This window comes from Pedobacter sp. CAN_A7 (assembly GCF_015752175.1).
In the GTDB taxonomy this organism is placed as follows: Bacteria; Bacteroidota; Bacteroidia; order Sphingobacteriales; family Sphingobacteriaceae; genus Pedobacter.
Window position 1 is genome coordinate 567476 of the sequence record NZ_JADOUW010000002.1, and the last position, 19481, is coordinate 586956.

A 19481-nucleotide genomic window follows, 5' to 3' on the forward strand; every position below is an offset into this window, starting at 1 on the left:
TTATCCCTGCATGGTATGTGGAGGTAAACTTTCTTTTGAAACCAATATAAACTAACCAAATGCAGAGTTCTAAAATAGCTGGAATCGGTTATTATGTTCCTAAGAACGTATATACCAACGATGATTTGTCCAGGTTCATGGATACAAACGATGCCTGGATTCAGGAGCGCACCGGGATAAAAGAGCGGCGCTTTGCCGACCGGCTGGAAGAAACGACTACCACCATGGGAATTGAAGCGGCAAAGATTGCGATCGAAAGAGCCGGTACAACAGCCCAGGATATAGACTTTGTCATCTTTGCCACCTTGTCTCCGGATTATTATTTCCCTGGCTGCGGGGTGTTGTTACAACGCGAAATGAAGATGAAAGAAGTTGGGGCACTTGATGTGCGTAACCAGTGTTCAGGCTTTGTTTATGCACTTTCTATTGCAGATCAGTATATTAAAACCGGTATGTATAAAAACATATTGGTGGTGGGGAGTGAAAAACACTCCTTTGCGATGGACTTCGATACCCGCAGCAGAAATATATCAGTCATCTTTGGTGATGGTGCAGGTGCTGTAGTTTTACAGCCGGCAACACGCGAAAAACAAGGGATTTTGAGTACACACCTTCACAGCGATGGCGCAGATGCAGAAATATTGGCTATGTTTTACCCAGGTTCGGCAGCTAATAAATGGTTGAAGGATAAACCTGGTTACCCCGATCAGGAGCTTGGCGGTTTATTTATGACCACTGAACAATTGGAAAGCGGTGCTGCCCTGCCTTATATGGATGGTCCGGCAGTATTTAAAAAAGCAATTGTGAAGTTTCCGGAAGTGATTAAGGAAGCACTGCAAGCCAATCACTTAACCCCTGAAGATATTGATTTGCTGGTGCCACATCAGGCTAATTTAAGGATTAGTCAGTATGTGCAGCAATTGATGAAACTTCCAGATGAAAAGGTGTTTAATAATATTCAGAAATATGGAAATACCACTGCAGCCTCGATCCCTATCGCTTTATGCGAAGCCTGGGAAGCGGGGAAGATTAAAGAGGGTGATTTGATATGTCTAGCCGCATTTGGTTCAGGATTTACCTGGGCCAGTGCTTTAATCAGGTGGTAATAAGTCAAAAATTCTGCCGGAGAATTAATCAAGAGGCATCTAGGTAGCTCGCGAAGCTACCTAGTGCATTAAAGTGGTATAAACTGTGCCTAATTCAAGTGTAATCAGCGATCAGCAAAAGGAATTAACTTCCTTTTGCTGATCTTGTCATTTGCTCAAAAGCATCCCACATTTCGTTAGGGATGGCTTCGAATCCATTAAACTGTCCGGCGCCTTGTAACCATTCTCCACCATCAATGGTAATCACTTCGCCATTGATATAACCAGCAAAGTCGCTGATTAGGAATGCAGCAAGGTTAGCCAATTCCTGGTGTTCACCAACTCTTTTAAGTGGCACCCGGTTTTTAAAGTCAAACTTTTCGGCCAGGTCGCCCGGTAACAAACGTTCCCATGCGCCTTTTGTTGGAAAAGGTCCTGGCGCGATTGCATTTGTTCTGATGCCATATTTCCCCCATTCTACCGCCAATGAGCGGGTCATGGCTAAAACACCTCCTTTGGCACATGCAGAAGGTACTACATAGGCAGATCCTGTAAATGCATAGGTGGTTACAATATTGAGGATGCTCGCCGGTTGTTTTTCTTTAATCCAATGTTTGCCGAAAGCCAGCGTACAATTTACAGAGCCTTTTAACACAATGTCAATCACAGAAGAAAAGGCATTGGCCGATAAACGTTCTGTAGGTGATACAAAGTTGCCCGCAGCATTATTTAGCAGGGCATGCACTTCACCGAAAGTTTTTAGGGTTTCCGCCAGTACATGTTCCACCTGCTCATATTCTCTCACATCACAAGCCACCGCCAGCACTTTGCCACCGGTTTCTGCGGCTAACTCATCGGCTGTTTTTTGGAGCACATCCAGCTTGCGGCTGGTGATTACCAGGTTGGCGCCCAATTTTAGGAAATAAGTGCCCATAGCTTTACCCAAGCCTGTGCCGCCCCCTGTAATTACGATTGTCTTTCCTTTTAAAGCATCATCTCTGAGCATTGGTTCATTATACATGGCTTATTTCTTTTGTAAGTTATCAATAATTGTTTTTAGGATATTTCTAGTGTTTGGTGACCACCATTGTTTAAGCATGAGTGCTAACACCTCCGTTTGGTCTGCTGTTGTAGCCTGGATCAGTTCTTTCCTGATGTTAAATTTGCTTTGCTGCCAGGTATTGGATTCAAAGGCCATGTATTTTCTGATTCTTCGCTCTGTAGCGGTTAAAATAGTGTCGGCACTAACCACTTCGTCTACCAGGCCAATAGCCAGGGCTTCCTGCGGACTAAACAATTTCCCTTCCAGTAAACTGCGGCTTGCACTTGCTTTTCCGAGCCAGAACGAATAAACCTGGAAAATACTGTCTGGAACGATGATACCCACAGGTACTTCATTTAAACCAATGATGTATTTACCTTCGGCCATCACCCTGGTGTCGCAGGCTAATGCAATCACGCAGCCACCAGCAGGACTATGCCCGTTAATAGCTGCAGCTAAAGGTTTTTTAAAGCTCACGATGGTTGCTGCAAATTTAAAAAACAACTCCCAGAAGGACTTTACCTCTTCTTCATTGAAATGATAGAGTTCCATTAAGTCCAGTCCTGCCGAAAAGAAGTGCTCCTGTCCGGTAATCATGACGCCGCCAATGTTCTCATCGTTTTCGATGTTTTTAAAAAGGTCGGTTAATTCGGTAATCATTTCCCGGTTCATGGCATTAGACTTCCCCCGGTTGAGGGTAACTATAGCTAATCGGTCTTTTATACTCACTTTAATGGTGTTCATGTTTGTTATTTTACTTGATAAGTGTAAATGGATCTTGCCAGTTGTCCGGCGGCATTAACCCCTTCCAGGTGTACGCGGTAGGTGCCAGGAACATCGGTGTTAAAATAGTCGATTTTAGTTTTTCCGTTTGTATCTGTTACCACCTGGGGATTCCAGTAAACGGTAGTGCGTAGATCTGGTGCAGCATTGGGTTTTTCGGAATCGTATTCGGGAGAATAGAATTCTCGGGAATAAGAATAGCCTTTTGGTGTATAGGTAATCAATCCAGGAGTGTATGTCGAGTATGTGCTTTGCCCTCCTCTTTTTGTGGTTATCACTAAAACGCCACCGCTGGCACGCATACCGTAAATGGATAATAAGTGAGCACTTTTTAAGACCTCAATGGTTTCTACATCCATAGGCGAAATATTATCCAGAAATCTGGTGTCTTGTAGGTGTACCCCATCCAGAACGATCGTCATGGCTTGTCGGCCACTATTTCGGGTTAACCAGGCCTGACCATCCATAATGACTAGGCCGGCCACCCTGCCCTGAAGACATTGACTAAGCATGGTGCAGGTTTGCAAGTCTTTGGCAGTAATCAATGCGTCGTAAGCACCGGCATTAGTACCATTAATATTTGCAGAATTCTTTGTCAAACTTACCGTCTTACCGATGTTTACTTCTTGCAGTTGAATGGTGCGTTGCAGCGAGCCTCGTTTAGTTAATTCATCAAAATAACTTTCACTTTGTTTAACATAACTGGCAATGGCTTCGTTTACATTGATGGCTATATCACCAGTGTTTTTATTAGGTGTAACAACCAAGCCAGGTATGGCGTCGATCTTGAGTTCAGTATATTTCTTACCTTTTGCATTTCTACCCTGCACCACAAATTTAGTGCTGTCGCCGAAAATCAGGTCGTCGAACACAAACTTTCCGTTGGCATCAGATAAAGTATCAAGTGTTAAGAGACCGCCTGAAGAGGAAAACAGCGTAACCTGGCCACCGGAGATGGGTTTGCCACCCTCAGTAGTTAAAGTTCCGCTAATAGACAGTGATTTTTCTGGCTGATACGTCATTTCGGGTGATACATCATTAATCACGTTTTTCCAGAGAAATCTACGCCAACCTTGGGTGAGTAATAAGTTGTCCAGACGTTGTAAGGTGATGCTGGAGTTATCCAGAAAATAGAGGTTGGGTTTCTCGATATAACCTGGTAAATCTGAACTGAGCAATAAAGTACTGAAAATATGGCTTTCATTTTCTAGGTCAGGATCAACAACAGAAGTATTGGTTACTGAAACTGAGAAGCTGCCTTGCAGGGGTTTGCCGTTGGCTTCGGCAAGTACATCCAAGCTTACTTTCTCCCGGGGTTTATAATCTTGTTTGCTTTTTACCTGGAGGTTGATTTCATCGGCTATATTTTTATGGAAAGCCAGGCGCTCGGCAACCGGTTGGTTGGCCTGATCGAACAGGGTAAACTGAATAACTCCAGATGGTAAATCTTTCCTTGGAATATCCAGCATAGCGATCTGTTTGTCAGTTTTTATGCGTGCTATGGCATGGGCCTGTCCCTGGTGCTGCACCACCAACTTCAGTTCTCCTTTTTTCAGGAGCTCTGGACTCAGTAAAACTTTGATGTTAAATTTATCAGGATTACTGGAATTAACTGCTAACAGATAGCCCTGTGCTTGTATAGCAGGCAGGGGAATGCGTTTTTCAGAACCGTCCTCCATGTTGACTATAGCCGTATAACTTTGGCCCGGCTGCGGGTTTAACACAAAAAAACCCATGCCCAGGTAGGTTGATTTAAAATTGGTAACCACTTGCCCGGTCTGGTCGATGATGTTTCCCGACACGTCTTTACCAAGGCCGTTTTTAGCGGTGGCTTTGATGCCCACTTTACCCGGTAAACCTACAACCAGATTGCCGCCTTCAGGAAAAAACTGTACATCGATAGCCTTCGAAGTTTCCGTCACCGGGATAATCTTGGTTACTTTCCGTTTGTCGGGAAGGGTTAAGGTGGCTGTTATTTGTCCGGCTTTTTGCAGCTGGTTACCTTTGTTTAAGAAGGCGAAATTTACCTCGCCATTTTCATCGGTCTTTGCTTTACCTTTTTCTACTGTTTTATCCTCTAGTTGCACTTGGTAACTGACTTCCTGATCAACATAAGGCTTGCCTTCCTTGTCAGAAAACTTTAACCTGGTGTCTACCTTTTGAACGTTGTTTTCTATACTGAAACCATAAGTTGCCTTTGTGAAAACCTTGTTCGCCCAGGCATTTCCCACTTTAATGGTTTTATCAAACATAAACTCAGGACCTGCATTCCGCATCCATTGCGTATAGGCCCTGATGCGGTAGTTCCCCTCTGCTAAGGTGTCTGGCAGTTTAAAGTCGCCCCAGGTTACTCCACTAGATAAGGGCAGTTTAAGCTGATGTTTAATGGAGTCAGACTCGTTTAGGAGCTCTACGTAGAGGCTTGCGCTGAGGCGTGACGGTGCGCCGTCCTGCGTGTTGATGACATAGGCCTTAAACCAAATGTCGTCGCCAATGGCGTAATAAGGCTTGTCTAAATGGAGGTGGACTTTCTCTTGTGGATGGGTCTGTATATAGGCTTCCATTTTCTTCAAGATTAAAGAAAATGGATCCTCGTTTATTTTAAATGCAGTAATTAAGCTGGCGCCTAATAGGAGCATTACCGTTATGTGGTATCTGGTTTTCATGGAAAGCGATTAACATGTCAGATCAATATAACAATAATTGTGACGGATTAGAATTTATTCTTCCACATCATGCTTTCCACAGGCTTTGTCGTTTTGTTATTATACTTTGCGTAATCTTTAAGTTGTAAGCGTGCTCATCCTTGTTAATTTACTTGATAAGTATAAATGGATCTTGCCAGTTGTCCGGCGGAATTCACACCTTCCACGTGTACGCGGTAGGTACCCGGAACATCGGTGTTAAAATACTCGATGGTTGCTTTTCCGTTTGTGTCTGTTACCACTTGCGGATTCCAGTATACGGTAGTGCGTAAATCTGGTGCAGCATTGGGTTTTTCAGTATCGTATGGCGGAGAATAGAAATCTCTGGAATAAGCTAGCCTTTAGCTGTATAGGTAACCAGTCCCGGCGTATAAGTAGAATAAGTGGATTGCACCCCTCTTTTTGAGGTAATTATTAAAATGCCATTACCTCCATTGCTACGCAACCCGTAAATGGATTGCAAGTGTGGACTTTTTAGCACCTCTATGCTTTCCACATTTATAGGGGAAATGTTATCCATGGATTTGAAATCCTGGTGTACACCATCCAGAATGATTGCCATAGGGTCGCGCGCGTCCTTTCGGGTCAAATATGCCTGACCATTCTTAATGATTATACCAGACACCTTTCCTGAAAGACATTGACTTAGTAAATGGCAGGTTTGCAGGTCTTTTCCGGTAATTAGGGCGTCGTATGCTGTAGGACCAGTGCCATTATAGTTTGCAGTATTCTTTGTCAGACTTACCGTTTTATCAATATTTACTTCCTGCAGCTGAATGGTGCGTTGCAGCGAACCTCGTTTAGTTAATTCATCAAAATAACTTTCACTTTGTTTAACATAACTGGCAATGGCTTCATTTACATTGATAGCGATATCGCCAGTGTTTTTATTAGGTGTAACAACCAAGCCTGGAATGGGATCCATCTTGAGTTGAGTATGTTTCTTGCCTTTTTCATTTCTACCCTGCACCACAAATTTAGTGCTGTCTCTGAAAATCAGGTCGTCGAACACAAACTTTCCGTTGGCATCAGATAAAGTATCAAGAGATAAGAAAACGCCTATAGAAGAGACCAGCGTAACCTTTCCGCCGGAAATGGGTTTGCCGCCTTCAGTAAGTAAAGTTCCGCTAACGGATAGTGATTTTTCTGGCTGATACTTTATTGAGGGTATTACCTCATCAATCACGTTTTTCCAGAGAAACCTACGCCAACCTTGGGTGAGTAATAAGTTATCCAGGCGTTGTAAGGTGATGCTGGAGTTATCCAGAGAATAGTGGTTGGGTTTCTCGATATAACCTGGTAAATCTGAACTGAGCAATAACGTACTAAAAATATGGCTTTCATTCTCAAGGTCAGGATTAACTATGGAGGTATTGGTTACTGAAACCGAGAAGCTGCCTTGCAGGGCTTTGAAGTTGGCTTCGGCAAGTACATCCAGGCTCACCTTCTCCCGGGGTTTATAATCTTGTTTGCTTTTTATCTGGAGGTTTATTTCATCGCCAATGTGCTTTTGAAAAGCCAGGCGTTCGGCAACCGGTTGGTTAGCCTGATCGAACAAGGTAAACTGAATGATTCCAGAAGGTAAATCTTCTCTTGGAATATCCAGCAAAGCAATTTGTTTATCTGTTTTTATACGTGCAACTACATGGGCTTTTCCCTGGTGTTGAACAACGAGTTTCAGCTCTCCGAGCCTGAGGAGTTCAGGGCTAAGCAATACTTTGATGTTGAATTTAGTGGGGTCACTAGACTGAACGGCTAACTGATAGCCCTGTGCTTGTGCAGCTGGAAGCGGAATGCGTTTTTCAGAGCCGTCCACCATTTCAACCACCGCCGTATAACTTTGGCCCGGTTGCGGGTTTAATACAAAAAAGCCCATGCCCAAGTAGGTTGATTTAAAATTGGTAACCACTTGCCCGGTCTGGTCGATGATGTTTCCCGACACATCTTTTCCAAGGCCGTTTTTAGCAGTGGCTTTGATGCCCACTTTACCCGGTAAACCGAAGACCATGTTGCCGCCTTCAGGAAAGAACTGTACGTCAATTTCCTTGGAGGTTTCTGTAACCGGGATGATCTTGGTTACTTTTCGTTTGTCGGGAAGGGTTAGGTTGGCTGTTATTTTTCCTGGTTTTTTTAGCTGGTTGTCTTTGTTGAGGAAGGCAAAGTTTACTTCTCCATTTACATCAGTCTTTGTTTTGCCTTTTTCTACTGTTTTATCTTCTAGCTGCACCTGATAGCTGACTTCCTGATCAACATAAGGCTTGCCTTCTTTATCGGAAAATTTTAACCGGGTGTCAACCTTTTGCACTTCGTTTTCTATACTAAAAACATACGTGGCCCTTGTGAAAACCTTGTTCGCCCAGCCATTTCCTACTTTTATGGTTTTATCAAATATAAACTCAGGACCTACATTCTTCATCCATTGCGTATAAGCCCTGATGCGGTAGTTTCCTTCGGTTAAGGTGTCTGGCAGTTTAAAGTCGCCCCAGGTCACGCCACCCCATAAAGGCAGTTTAAGCTGATATTTAATAGCGTCCGACTCATTGAGGAGCTCAACATAAAGGCTTTTGCTCAGAAGTGATGGTGCGCCTTCCTGTGTGTTGATCACATAGGCTTTAAACCAAATATCGTCGCCAATGGCATAATAGGGTTTGTCTAAATGCAGGTGGACTTTCTCTTGCGGATGGGTCTGTACATAGGCTTCCATTTTCTTCAAGATTAAAGAAAATGGATCGTCGTTTATTTTAAATGCCGTAAATAAGATGGCCCCTGATAGGAGCAATGCTGTGAAGGGAGATCTGAATTTCATGGAGAGCAATTAACATGTCAGATCAAGATAACAATAATTGTGGCAGATTAAAATTTATTCTTCCACATCATGCTTTCCACAGGCTTAGTAGTCTTATTGTTATACTTTGCGTCGCCTTTGGCATTGTACATCACATTGATATCACCTTCTACCATAAAATAAATGAGCTGACCAATAGGCATGCCGGCATAAATTCTAACAGGCTGTGAACAGGAGATTTCCAGTGTCCAGGTATTGCAGAAACCAACGTCGCCTTTACCGGCAGTAGCGTGAATATCTATACCTAAACGTCCAGTGCTCGACTTGCCTTCTAAAAATGGAATATGGGCATGGGTTTCAGTATATTCAAGGGTAACGCCTAAATATAAAGTACCTGGCTGCAGTACAAAACCATCTTTAGGAATTTCAAAGTGGGAAATGGTATTGTGCTTTTTGGCATCAAGCACCCGGTCTTTATAGGTAGCCAGGTATTTGCCTAAATGCACATCATAAGAGTTAGTCCCCAGGCATTCGGCCGTAAAAGGCTCTATAATAATTGTACCTTTTTCTATTTCTTCAAGGATGCGTTTGTCGGAAAGTATCATTTATTAAGTTATTTGGGCTAAATTATGATTATTTTAAGATACTTTTACCATTGATTTCCCAAAATAGAAATGCCAATCGTTTTTAACAAAAATATTGATGATCATACCATACTGGCTGTATGGAAGATACAAGAAAGTGAAGCTGAACTAACCGCCGGATTACAGCTTAAACAACATGAACTTGATTTTATCTCTTCGCTGAATAATGGTAAGCGTTTACTGCATTGGTTAAGCACGCGCTTATTGCTGCGGACTATGCTTAATACCAATGAATATATCGACTGCCGGATGGACGATCATGGTAAACCGTACCTGGTTAATATTGATTATGAGATTTCTTTAAGCCATTCTTACGATTACGCTGCGGTGATGATTAGTAAGGATAAAAAGGTTGGTGTGGACATTGAAAAAATGAAGGATAAGATCCAGCTGATTAAGCAAAAATTTCTTTCTACAGAAGAACTGCAACAGGTGCAACTAGATGAGTCTGTTGAGGGCTTATACGTGTGCTGGTGCGTTAAGGAGGCCATTTATAAATGGAATGGCAGGAGAGGGCTAGAGCTTAAAAAAGACATGTATGTAAAGGCTTTTCCGTTGGCAGAAGCGGGCGATGTGGAAGCTGTAGTGAGCTTGCCCGACCGCAAGCAACCCTTGTCGGCGAGTTATTTTAAAACCAGCGATGGTTATATGCTTGCTTACGTGATGACTTAAGAAAAACGATCATGAATAAAGAGGTGAAGTTTACAGATTGGGGCTTGATGGATTATCAGGAAGCCTGGGCAAAACAAGAAACCGTATTTAATACTACAGTGGCCATTAAGACCGCTAATAGAACCAATAATACAACTTTGATTACCCCAAATACCCTGGTTTTTTGTGAGCATCCGCATGTATATACTTTAGGGAAGAGTGGAGTGCCAGAAAACCTGCTGCTTGATGAAAAAGGCCTCGAAGAAAAACAAGCTACATATTATAAAATTAACCGTGGAGGCGATATCACTTACCACGGGCCGGGGCAAATTGTAGGTTACCCTATACTGGACCTGGATAATTTCTTTACTGATATTCATTTGTACCTGCGGACGCTGGAAGAAGCAGTTATTCTGACTTTAAAAGATTATGGGATTGTAGCTGGTCGTTACCCCGGATATACAGGGGTATGGCTTGATCCGGATAATGATAAAGCACGTAAAATTTGCGCCATGGGTGTTCGCTGCAGCCGTTGGGTAACCATGCATGGTTTTGCTTTCAATGTGAATACCAATCTCGACTATTTTAAAAATATCATCCCTTGTGGTATAGATGATAAAGCCGTAGCTTCTATGCAACAGGAATTAGGCTACGAACTGCCTATGGAAGAGGTGAAGCTTAAACTGAGAACGCATATCGCGGCTCTTTTTGGAATGACCCTGATTTAATAGCCTAACATTCCGGTAAACTGATGGGTATGTTAGTGGCCAGTCCACCATCGGAGGTTTCTTTGTACTTCGAGTTCATGTCCATCGCAGTTTCCCACATGGTATTCACTACCGCATCTAAACTTACTTTAGCCTTATCGGGATTGCTCTGCAGGGCAAGCTGACTTGCCGTAATGGCTTTGATGGCACCCATAGTATTGCGTTCAATACAAGGAACCTGCACCAGCCCGCCAATAGGGTCGCAGGTCATGCCCAAATGATGTTCCATAGCTATCTCTGCCGCCATCAAGACTTGTCGCTGTGATCCGCCCATCACTTCAGTTAACGCTGCCGCCGCCATGGCAGAGGAAACCCCTATTTCGGCCTGACAGCCACCCATTGCTGCGGATATGGTAGCGCCTTTTTTAAAGATGCTGCCTATTTCTGATGCACAGGCTATAAATTGTATAATTTTATCGTCGTGATAACCGTCACAAAAAGCAATGTAGTATTGCAATACTGCAGGGATAACGCCTGCTGCGCCATTAGTTGGCGCAGTGACTACCCGACCAAAGGAAGCATTTTCTTCATTAACCGCCAGTGCAAAACAACTTACCCAATCCAGGATGTAGTTGAAGTGCTGTCCGCCATTTCTGATGGCCATCATCCATGTTTTGTAATCATGATAGGGCTGATCGCCGATTAATCTTTTATTTAAAGCAGCAGCCCGGCGTCCAACATTTAAACCACCCGGCAAGAAACCTGTGGTGTGGCAACCCCGGAATGTGCAGTCTTTCATCACGTGGAAGTGCTGCAAAATACCCTCTCTAGTATCTTCTTCTTCCCGCCATGCCGTTTCGTTTTCCATCACTACTTCCGACACCTTTAAGCCGGTGGTTTTACACCAATGCAATAAATCGTCGGCCCTTTCTATAGGGAAAGGCAATTCTACCTGTTCTTTTTCCGTTCCATCTTCTCCTTCTTTAACCACGAAGCCCCCACCAATGGAGTAATAGGTTTCAGATACCGCTTTACCGGTATTTAAAAAAGCTTGAAAGGTAACTGCATTCGGGTGAAAAGGAAGGCTTTCCTGAAAAAGAAAAATCAGGTCGTCATCAAAGTTGAAATGTATTTTATGACGGCCGTTCAGTCGCAATTGCTGTTGTTGTTTAATGCTTTCGATGGTAGAATCTATGGCATTGACGTCAAACGTTACGGGATCTGCACCTGTCATGCCCAACAGAATCGCAATATCAGTACCATGTCCTCTGCCGGTTTTGGCCAGAGAGCCATAGAGTAATATTTTTACCTGCTCCACCTGCGTTAACTGTTCGCTTTGTACCAGGGTGGCCATAAATTGTTGTGCTGCACGCCATGGGCCTAGGGTGTGTGAGCTTGAGGGACCAACACCTATCTTAAAAATATCAAATACCGAGATCTGTTCTCTATGCATGTTACAAAGCTACACCGTTAAAAATCAAAAGCAAGTATCTTGTCATCGGCCAGCATGCGGTCTACAAATTTCTTGTGGTTCTCTGGGCGCCCTACAGCAATCCAGGTGCCGCTGATTTTATTATCACGCAATTGTTGCCTGCCCCTGATAAATCTCAACCTTGAAGTTTGGATATAATCTTCATATTTATCGAGATTCTCGTTCTCAAAAGCTTTTACTACCCTATACGTTCGGGTGACTACACGACGCTCTACACGGTGTTCCACCAATGGGAAAACCAGCAGGGAAAATAAAACAATACCCGTAACGCCAATGGCTTGTTCAAAGTAACCGGCGCCTACCGCCATACCAATGGCCGCAACAATCCAGATCACACTGGCCGTAGTGAGGCCTTTGACCTGGTTGTCATCTTTAAAGATAACACCGGCGCCTAAAAAGCCAATACCAGTAACGATATTAGAGGCAATACGATCAGCACTGCCCATGCCTATATTGATAGAGAGGATAGTGAACAGGGTGGAACCCAGACCCATCATAATTAAGGTCTTTAAACCTGCTTGTTTACTTCTAAACTCTCTTTCTACCCCTATTAACCCGCATAGCAGTATGGTCAGCAAGAATTTGTTAACCTCTCCTGAGGTGATAAAATGATTGTTCTCTAAAATTTCCGGGACGTCCATAAATTAAAAGTAGTTAAATTAAACACAAAAAAGGGTGTCTGGAATTTCCAGACACCCTTTAGAATTTATGAGGAAATGGGGAATTACATCATTCCGCCCATACCGCCACCGCCCATAGGAGGCATGCCAGCACCAGCTGATTTATCTTCCGGCTCATCAGCCAATACACATTCTGTAGTTAACAACATCGCTGCGATTGACGCTGCGTTTTCTAATGCTACACGACCTACTTTAGTTGGATCAATAACACCAGCTGCAATTAAGTTTTCGTAAACATCAGTACGTGCGTTGTAACCGAAGTCTGCAGTACCTTCTTTAACTTTTTGAACTACGATAGAACCTTCAATACCTGCGTTTTCACAGATTTGACGTAATGGCTCTTCGATAGCACGTTTAACAATGGCAATACCAGTTGTCTCGTCTTCGTTAGCACCTTTCATGCCTTCTAAAGCTTCAATTGCACGAATGAAAGCAACACCACCACCTGCAACGATACCTTCTTCAACCGCTGCGCGGGTTGCATGTAAAGCATCATCAACACGGTCTTTTTTCTCTTTCATTTCTACTTCAGAAGCAGCACCAACATAAAGAATAGCAACACCGCCAGCTAATTTAGCCAAACGCTCTTGTAATTTCTCTTTGTCGTAATCAGATGTAGTCGTCTCAATTTGAGCTTTGATCTGGTTAACACGAGCTTTGATGTCTTCAGACTGACCAGCACCATTAATAACAGTTGTATTGTCTTTATCAACAACAACTTTATCAGCAGTACCTAAGTAAGTTAAGTCAGCATTTTCTAATTTATAACCTCTTTCTTCAGAAATTACCGTTCCACCAGTTAAGATAGCGATATCTTCTAACATGGCTTTTCTACGGTCACCAAATCCTGGTGCTTTAACAGCAACCACTTTCAGTGAACCACGGATTTTATTTACCACTAAAGTAGCTAAAGCTTCTCCGTCTAAATCTTCCGCAATAATTAATAAAGGTTTACCTGTTTGAACTTGTTTCTCAAGGATCGGCAACAATTCTTTCATGTTGCTGATTTTTTTGTCGTAGATCAAGATGTAAGGGTTTTCTAATTCCGCTTCCATTTTGTCTGCATTAGTTACAAAGTATGGAGATAAGTAACCACGGTCAAATTGCATACCTTCAACTGTTTTTACTTCAGTTTCAGTACCTTTTGCTTCTTCAACAGTAATTACACCATCTTTACCTACTTTAGCCATCGCTTCAGCGATCAATGAACCGATAACTTCATCATTGTTTGCTGAAATTGAAGCAACTTGTTTGATTTTGTTATTGTCTTCACCAACAGTTTGAGACTGTGCTTTTAAGTTTTCTACAATTGCAATAACCGCTTTATCGATACCACGTTTCAAATCCATTGGATTTGCACCAGCAGCAACGTTTTTAATACCAGCAGTAACAATAGCTTGCGCTAATACAGTTGCAGTTGTTGTTCCGTCACCTGCAATATCAGCAGTTTTAGAAGCAACTTCTTTAACCATTTGAGCACCCATATTTTCGATAGGATCTTTTAACTCAATTTCTTTCGCAACCGTTACACCATCTTTAGTGATCGATGGTGAACCAAATTTTTTATCGATAATTACGTTACGTCCTTTTGGACCTAAAGTTACTTTTACAGCATTAGCCAAAGTATCAACACCTCTTTTCAGGGCGTCACGAGCTTCTACATTATATTTTACTTGTTTTGACATTTTCGTATATTATTTTGTAAGGTTGAAAAAAGAAGATAATCTAATATTCAAACAATTATTTATTAAAGTGTACCTAAGATATCAGAATCTCTCATGATTAAGTATTCTTTGCCTTCAATGGTTACTTCTGTACCACCGTATTTGCTGTATAATACTTGATCGCCAACGTTAACACTTACAGGAATTAAGTTTCCAGTTTGATCTGCATATTTGCCTGGTCCAACAGCTATAACGAATCCTTGCTGAGGTTTTTCTTTTGCGGTGTCTGGAATATAAATACCAGAAGCTGTTTTTTCTTCGGCAGCAGCAGCTTCAACAACTACTCTATCTGCATTAGGTTTAAAGTTTAAAGCCATAATTTATTCTTATTTTATTTAAGGTTAATATATAGTAATTATAAATAACGATTCCAATACAACAGTTTTTATGCCAAGGGTACACCCTTGCCAAAATTACACCGCCTTGTCAGCTAATCGTTTTATGAACGTAATTTTCGTGTCAGTCTGGCAGCATTACGTGTGGCGTTATCGCATAAAAAAAGGCTGCATCATTTTATCAATGATGCAGCCTTAAGTAATTATTTGAGTCTTTTATTGTACTGGCTTTTGTTGGTTAACCGGTGGCGTTGTGTTTGCTGGTGCCGGTTGGTTAAGCGGCGATGGTGTAGGCGTTCTATCCAGTTGCTCCTGAATTTTTGAACCTCCGCTAGTACCTGCTCCATTTTTAGAAATGGTAGAGATTGATAGCGTAATAACCACGATTAAGGTTAAAAGCACCCAGGTTCCTTTTTCTAAAACATCACCTGTACGTTGAACACCAAACATATTGCTTCCCGAACCGCCAGTCATTAAACCACCACCTTTAGGGTTTTGGATCAATACAAATATGCCCAAGGCAACGCAAATGATGATTAATAAAATAATTAAAAAAATCATAGTCTGTTATATAGTTAAATTTTCTTTTCTAAAGATTGGATAAGGTCGGCAAAGTAACGGCTTTTTTCTGGAAACTTCAAACTTAATTTTTGATAAGTATCTATTGCCTTGTGATAAAGCATCTGCTCGATATAAATCTTAGCCAGCGTTTCTGATACCAGGTCATTATGGTCTTCAGCACTTTTTTTAGCTTTGTTCTCGTTGTCGATTTGTTCAGGCTTTGGTGGACTGATCTGAGGGTCCTTTTTTAGGAAATTATCAATGATATTGGTTTCCCATGGATCAACGCTTTTGCTATTTGGTGTATTGTTAATCACCTCTTCTGCGTTGAACGGACTTTGAATATGAAAGATGTGTTCTACATACTGCTGCTGAAGTTCACCTGGATTGCTTTTCTTAGGTGTTGCATAGGGCTGAAATACTGCCTGATGCTCTTTGCGGGTTTTTGCCAGCCACCATAAAAAAGTATAGGGTAAGGTGTCGTCATCATAATTACTAACACTTACCGGTTCATCAATTGGTGTAATAACCTCAGGATGTGTTGCCGCGATTGCAGCTACTGGCTCCTGAATCTCTTCCTTGACTTCTTCGGGATTAAAGTTTTCCTGGAAGACAAAAAAGTCTGAAGAGGAGATGCTTTCCAATACAAAGGCATCTTCAATAGCGTCTGGTTCCCTTAATGTTTCTACAATGGGCTCTTGAACTGGTAATGTAATTGTATGAGCATCTACTTTACTTAAAGTTGCATTACGCTGCATAACCTTGTGCAACAAATCTCCGTTAGTGTGTAAAGCTGCGCTAGTGAGTGCCTTGGCATTCGTTGGTTCAGCTTTCGCCAATAACAGCTGAATGGCTTCAAAATAAGGGAATTGCCGGGCCAGGTCCTTTAATAAAGAAATATCCTGCTGATCCACCAAATGGGGTTCAGCAAGGCACATTGATAATCTTTCCTGTTTAATTTTCTCCAGCTCCACGGTGCTAAGTTAAGGATTGCTTTTTGGTTTGGCTACCATTGCGCAAAAGCCCGGTTAAATATATCCTCCGTGAGCTCCACGTTAATCTCTTTAATCAATTGGGGCTCAATAGACTGCAAACTTCTGCCTGCCACTGAAAAATTCCTAAAGCGGGTGAAGCTTTCTTCAAAGCTTTGTTTGGGCTCCAGATTATTGGTGTACTTCGCCGTTACCGTAATGGTTAACCTGCTGGATCCTTCGGTAAGCACATCATTATCCGATAAGGTTAACTGCCTGATGTCGTATCCGGTAATCCGGCCTTCCAGTTTGGCATCGGCGTCACCCTGGGTCATGCTTAAGCGGGTTTGTGTACGGATCCTGTTTTTAAGCTCTTCAGTAAATTGCTGACTTAAATTAGCAACCACAAGCTGGGCATTGTTCTCAAAGAACTCAACGTTAATGGTTTTCATTTCCAATGGGATCGAAGCACCGTTAAACTTGATGGTACAAGAATTAAAAGTTCCGATGATCACCAATAGCAATAATATGCGTGTTCTTTTCATCTCTAATTTAAGCTTAGTTCTTTAATTTTTCTGTAAAGCGTACGCTCAGATATGCCCAGTTCTTGTGCAGCAAATTTACGCTTGCCCTTATGTTTTTTCAGTGCCTTTTTAATCAGGTCCGATTCCTTGTCGATAAGGGATAAAGACTCTTCCACTTCCTCTGCGTCGTTAGCATAGTTGTATTCTATCGGATTGTTATTATTGGACGTTGGTTTTTTAATGGTCAACGTTGGCTCCATGCCCGATCCTAACTCTGCTTCCTGATAAAGCTGGTTGATGTAGTGGGGGTTGTCAGCGATAATATGCGACGTATTCCCACCGCTTTGTATAATCTCTGCTACCAACTTCTTCAGGTCCATCATGTCCTTTTTCATATCAAAAAGAACCTTGTACAAAATATCCCGCTCTGTATAGTCTTCCTTATTATGCTGTCCGCTTACCATGGGCAGGTTGGTCGCACTTTCATTCGGAATATAATTCAGTAAGGCCTGAGCCGTTACGTTTCTTTCTTTTTCCAATACGCAGATCTGCTCCGCAATGTTCTTCAGCTGTCTCACGTTACCAGGCCAGCTGTAATTACTTAGCATTTGTATGGCATCCGGTTCTAGTTGTATGCCCGGACTACGGTATTTATCACTGAAATCTGCAGAAAACTTTCTAAACAACAAGTAAATATCTTCCTTCCGTTCATGAAGCGCAGGTATTCTTAACGGTACCGTGTTTAAACGGTAGTAAAGATCTTCCCTGAATTTACCAGATTTAACGCGGTTATACACATCAACATTGGTTGCGGCTATAATACGAACGTCTGTTTTCTGAACTTTTGAAGATCCTACACGCAGGTATTCGCCACTTTCCAATACCCTTAATAAACGGGCTTGTGTGCCCAATGGCAATTCTGCTACTTCATCTAAAAAAATGGTACCACCATTGGCTACTTCAAAATAACCTTTACGAGCCTCATGTGCACCGGTAAAAGATCCTTTCTCATGGCCAAAAAGTTCAGAGTCTATGGTTCCTTCTGGTATAGCACCGCAGTTTACGGCAATAAAAGCACCATGTTTCCTGGCGCTCATCTGGTGTATAATGTGTGAAAACACCTCTTTACCACTACCACTTTCTCCGGTAATTAAAACTGACATATCAGTAGGGGCAACCTGACGTGCGGTATCGATCGCCCGGTTTAGAAGCGGAGAGCCCCCTATAATACCAAAGCGGTTTTTAATGTCTTGTATATCCATAATTATTCTGCTAGGCTGCCCAATAAAGTGGCTGAAGTACAACGCTCTATATAAACATTAACATATTGACCCGGACTGATGTTCTTCGTGGCAGGAAATACAACCATAGCATTCTGGTCATTTCTACCACAGTAATCCTGATCTGATTTTTTAGAAAAGCCTTCTACTAAAATTCTAACGGTTTTGCCAACTTGTTGTTGTAACCTGCGTAATGACCATTCCTGTTGTTTAACTAAAATCTCACTTAAGCGGCGTTTTTTTACGTCCTCTGGTATATCATCTGTCAGCTTTCTGGCCGCCATGGTACCTGGTCTTTCTGAGTAGCTAAAGGTAAAGGCAAAGTCGTAACCTACATAATCCATCATGCTCAGGGTTTCCTGGTGCTCTTCTTCTGTTTCTGTACAGAAACCGGCAATAATATCCGAGGAGATAGCACAGCCAGGAATAATTCTTTTCACCGCATCAATACGGTTAATATACCATTCGCGGGTATAGGTCCTGTTCATCAATTCCAGCACCCTGCTGCTTCCTGATTGTACAGGCAAGTGGATATAATTACAAATATTATCGTGTTTAGCGATGGTATACAATACTTCGTCAGTAATGTCTTTAGGGTGAGAAGTGGAAAAGCGTATTCTTAACTCCGGACTCACCAAGGCTACTTTTTCCAACAATTGTGCGAAGTTCACTTCGATAGCAGCACCTTCTGCAGCATCAGCACCTTTCCATTTGTAAGAGTCAACATTCTGGCCTAACAAGGTTACTTCCTTATAACCGCGTTCATATAAATCCTGTGCTTCCGCCAGAATAGAGTAAGGATCCCTGCTGCGTTCACGGCCCCTGGTAAATGGAACTACACAAAATGAACACATGTTATCGCAACCACGCATGATGGAGATAAATGCGGTAATGCCGTTTCCATTTAAACGGACCGGACTGATATCAGCATAAGTTTCTTCTCTTGATAACAAAACATTGATCGCTTTTGAACCATCTTCTACCTGTGACAGCAATTGAGGAAGGTCGCGGTAAGCATCTGGTCCAACAACCACATCAACCAGTTTCTCTTCCTCCATGAATTTTGCTTTCAACCTTTCAGCCATACAACCTAAAACGCCAACAATTAATTTAGGATTACGTCGTTTTTCAGCACCAAATTGCGACAATCGGTTTCTTACCCGTTGCTCTGCATTTTCTCTGATTGAACAGGTATTAATAAATACCACGTCGGCTTCTTTATAGTCGCCAGTTGTGGTAAAACCATCGTCCTTCAAAATTGAAGCAACAATTTCACTGTCAGCAAAATTCATTTGACAACCATAACTTTCAATATATAGCTTTTTGCCGTTTCGCTGTTCAGGAGCGTCTAATACTAGCGCTTCACCCTGCCGAGCTTCATCATGTGTCTTTTCTGTTAGCTGTAAATCAATCATATATAGTTGCTATTTATTGGGATTCAAAAATACGTAATTATATCTATAAATGACAAAGTGGCAGAGATATTGTGTTGTAATATTTAAATCATATTAT

At 42.2% G+C, this 19481-nt stretch carries 18 protein-coding genes; 3 read left to right on the plus strand and 15 right to left on the minus strand.

Annotated elements, in window-relative coordinates:
- Positions 1-59: 59 nt before the first annotated feature.
- Complete coding sequence (locus IWX76_RS08565; protein ID WP_196859487.1) at positions 60-1106, plus strand: 3-oxoacyl-ACP synthase III family protein; 1047 nt, start codon at positions 60-62, stop codon at positions 1104-1106.
- 124 nt (positions 1107-1230) lie between these two features.
- Here the strand turns inward: IWX76_RS08565 and IWX76_RS08570 are convergent, their stop codons facing one another.
- From IWX76_RS08570 to dcd, 6 genes are all read right to left on the minus strand, one after another.
- A complete protein-coding gene (locus IWX76_RS08570) occupies positions 1231-2106 on the minus strand; it encodes an SDR family oxidoreductase (protein WP_196859488.1) in 876 nt (291 codons plus the stop codon).
- A gap of 3 nt (positions 2107-2109) precedes the next feature.
- On the minus strand, positions 2110-2871 hold the full coding sequence (locus IWX76_RS08575) for an enoyl-CoA hydratase/isomerase family protein (protein ID WP_196859489.1): 762 nt from the start codon (positions 2869-2871) through the stop codon (positions 2110-2112).
- Between the two features lie 5 nt (positions 2872-2876).
- Positions 2877-5576, minus strand: a complete 2700-nt coding sequence (locus tag IWX76_RS08580) for a carboxypeptidase-like regulatory domain-containing protein (RefSeq protein WP_196859490.1) — start codon at positions 5574-5576, stop codon at positions 2877-2879.
- A gap of 143 nt (positions 5577-5719) precedes the next feature.
- Complete coding sequence (locus IWX76_RS18075) at positions 5720-5857, minus strand: hypothetical protein (RefSeq protein WP_334641539.1); 138 nt, start codon at positions 5855-5857, stop codon at positions 5720-5722.
- Between the two features lie 92 nt (positions 5858-5949).
- Positions 5950-8421, minus strand: coding sequence for a carboxypeptidase-like regulatory domain-containing protein (locus IWX76_RS08585; RefSeq protein WP_334641541.1), 2472 nt, complete (start codon positions 8419-8421; stop codon positions 5950-5952).
- Between the two features lie 47 nt (positions 8422-8468).
- A complete protein-coding gene (gene dcd / locus IWX76_RS08590) occupies positions 8469-9005 on the minus strand; it encodes a dCTP deaminase (RefSeq protein WP_196859491.1) in 537 nt (178 codons plus the stop codon).
- A 69-nt stretch (positions 9006-9074) separates the two neighbouring features.
- Here dcd and IWX76_RS08595 point away from each other — a divergent pair, with 69 nt between their 5' ends.
- Positions 9075-9716, plus strand: a complete 642-nt coding sequence (locus tag IWX76_RS08595; protein WP_196859492.1) for a 4'-phosphopantetheinyl transferase family protein — start codon at positions 9075-9077, stop codon at positions 9714-9716.
- A gap of 11 nt (positions 9717-9727) precedes the next feature.
- The gene (gene lipB, locus IWX76_RS08600; RefSeq protein ID WP_196859493.1) at positions 9728-10423 is read left to right on the plus strand and encodes a lipoyl(octanoyl) transferase LipB; all 696 of its coding nucleotides are present in this window, start codon (positions 9728-9730) and stop codon (positions 10421-10423) included.
- Positions 10424-10427: 4 nt separating this feature from the next.
- On the opposite strand, the gene IWX76_RS08605 is transcribed toward lipB, so the two are convergent.
- The 9 genes from IWX76_RS08605 to miaB all read right to left on the minus strand — a co-directional run bounded on the left by IWX76_RS08605 (position 10428) and on the right by miaB (position 19384).
- Entirely contained in the window at positions 10428-11855 is a 1428-nt protein-coding gene (locus IWX76_RS08605; RefSeq protein ID WP_196859494.1) for an L-serine ammonia-lyase, read from the minus strand.
- Positions 11856-11872: 17 nt separating this feature from the next.
- The gene (locus IWX76_RS08610; RefSeq protein WP_196859495.1) at positions 11873-12535 is read right to left on the minus strand and encodes an MgtC/SapB family protein; all 663 of its coding nucleotides are present in this window, start codon (positions 12533-12535) and stop codon (positions 11873-11875) included.
- A gap of 83 nt (positions 12536-12618) precedes the next feature.
- Positions 12619-14259 (minus strand): chaperonin GroEL, encoded by a 1641-nt coding sequence (gene groL, locus IWX76_RS08615; protein WP_196859496.1) that lies wholly within the window; start codon positions 14257-14259, stop codon positions 12619-12621.
- Between the two features lie 62 nt (positions 14260-14321).
- On the minus strand, positions 14322-14615 hold the full coding sequence (locus IWX76_RS08620) for a co-chaperone GroES (protein WP_196859497.1): 294 nt from the start codon (positions 14613-14615) through the stop codon (positions 14322-14324).
- A gap of 234 nt (positions 14616-14849) precedes the next feature.
- On the minus strand, positions 14850-15194 hold the full coding sequence (gene secG / locus IWX76_RS08625) for a preprotein translocase subunit SecG (RefSeq protein ID WP_196859498.1): 345 nt from the start codon (positions 15192-15194) through the stop codon (positions 14850-14852).
- Between the two features lie 14 nt (positions 15195-15208).
- Positions 15209-16132, minus strand: coding sequence for a hypothetical protein (locus IWX76_RS08630; protein WP_196859499.1), 924 nt, complete (start codon positions 16130-16132; stop codon positions 15209-15211).
- Between the two features lie 68 nt (positions 16133-16200).
- Complete coding sequence (lptE, locus tag IWX76_RS08635; protein WP_196859500.1) at positions 16201-16710, minus strand: LPS assembly lipoprotein LptE; 510 nt, start codon at positions 16708-16710, stop codon at positions 16201-16203.
- A gap of 2 nt (positions 16711-16712) precedes the next feature.
- Positions 16713-17951 (minus strand): sigma 54-interacting transcriptional regulator, encoded by a 1239-nt coding sequence (locus IWX76_RS08640; protein WP_196859501.1) that lies wholly within the window; start codon positions 17949-17951, stop codon positions 16713-16715.
- Between the two features lie 2 nt (positions 17952-17953).
- A complete protein-coding gene (miaB, locus tag IWX76_RS08645) occupies positions 17954-19384 on the minus strand; it encodes a tRNA (N6-isopentenyl adenosine(37)-C2)-methylthiotransferase MiaB (protein WP_196859502.1) in 1431 nt (476 codons plus the stop codon).
- Between the last annotated feature and the right edge of the window lie 97 nt (positions 19385-19481).

Excerpts from the sequence above, each read along its gene's own strand:
- IWX76_RS08565 (WP_196859487.1), top strand. The coding sequence starts at position 60 with ATGCAGAGTTCTAAAATAGCTGGAATCGGTTATTATGTTCCTAAGAAC.
- IWX76_RS08570 (WP_196859488.1), bottom strand. The coding sequence starts at position 2,106 with ATGTATAATGAACCAATGCTCAGAGATGATGCTTTAAAAGGAAAGACA.
- IWX76_RS08575 (WP_196859489.1), bottom strand. The coding sequence starts at position 2,871 with ATGAACACCATTAAAGTGAGTATAAAAGACCGATTAGCTATAGTTACC.
- IWX76_RS08580 (WP_196859490.1), bottom strand. The coding sequence starts at position 5,576 with ATGAAAACCAGATACCACATAACGGTAATGCTCCTATTAGGCGCCAGC.
- IWX76_RS08585 (WP_334641541.1), bottom strand. The coding sequence starts at position 8,421 with ATGAAATTCAGATCTCCCTTCACAGCATTGCTCCTATCAGGGGCCATC.
- dcd (WP_196859491.1), bottom strand. The coding sequence starts at position 9,005 with ATGATACTTTCCGACAAACGCATCCTTGAAGAAATAGAAAAAGGTACA.
- IWX76_RS08595 (WP_196859492.1), top strand. The coding sequence starts at position 9,075 with ATGCCAATCGTTTTTAACAAAAATATTGATGATCATACCATACTGGCT.
- lipB (WP_196859493.1), top strand. The coding sequence starts at position 9,728 with ATGAATAAAGAGGTGAAGTTTACAGATTGGGGCTTGATGGATTATCAG.
- IWX76_RS08605 (WP_196859494.1), bottom strand. The coding sequence starts at position 11,855 with ATGCATAGAGAACAGATCTCGGTATTTGATATTTTTAAGATAGGTGTT.
- IWX76_RS08610 (WP_196859495.1), bottom strand. The coding sequence starts at position 12,535 with ATGGACGTCCCGGAAATTTTAGAGAACAATCATTTTATCACCTCAGGA.
- groL (WP_196859496.1), bottom strand. The coding sequence starts at position 14,259 with ATGTCAAAACAAGTAAAATATAATGTAGAAGCTCGTGACGCCCTGAAA.
- IWX76_RS08620 (WP_196859497.1), bottom strand. The coding sequence starts at position 14,615 with ATGGCTTTAAACTTTAAACCTAATGCAGATAGAGTAGTTGTTGAAGCT.
- secG (WP_196859498.1), bottom strand. The coding sequence starts at position 15,194 with ATGATTTTTTTAATTATTTTATTAATCATCATTTGCGTTGCCTTGGGC.
- IWX76_RS08630 (WP_196859499.1), bottom strand. The coding sequence starts at position 16,132 with ATGTGCCTTGCTGAACCCCATTTGGTGGATCAGCAGGATATTTCTTTA.
- lptE (WP_196859500.1), bottom strand. The coding sequence starts at position 16,710 with ATGAAAAGAACACGCATATTATTGCTATTGGTGATCATCGGAACTTTT.
- IWX76_RS08640 (WP_196859501.1), bottom strand. The coding sequence starts at position 17,951 with ATGGATATACAAGACATTAAAAACCGCTTTGGTATTATAGGGGGCTCT.
- miaB (WP_196859502.1), bottom strand. The coding sequence starts at position 19,384 with ATGATTGATTTACAGCTAACAGAAAAGACACATGATGAAGCTCGGCAG.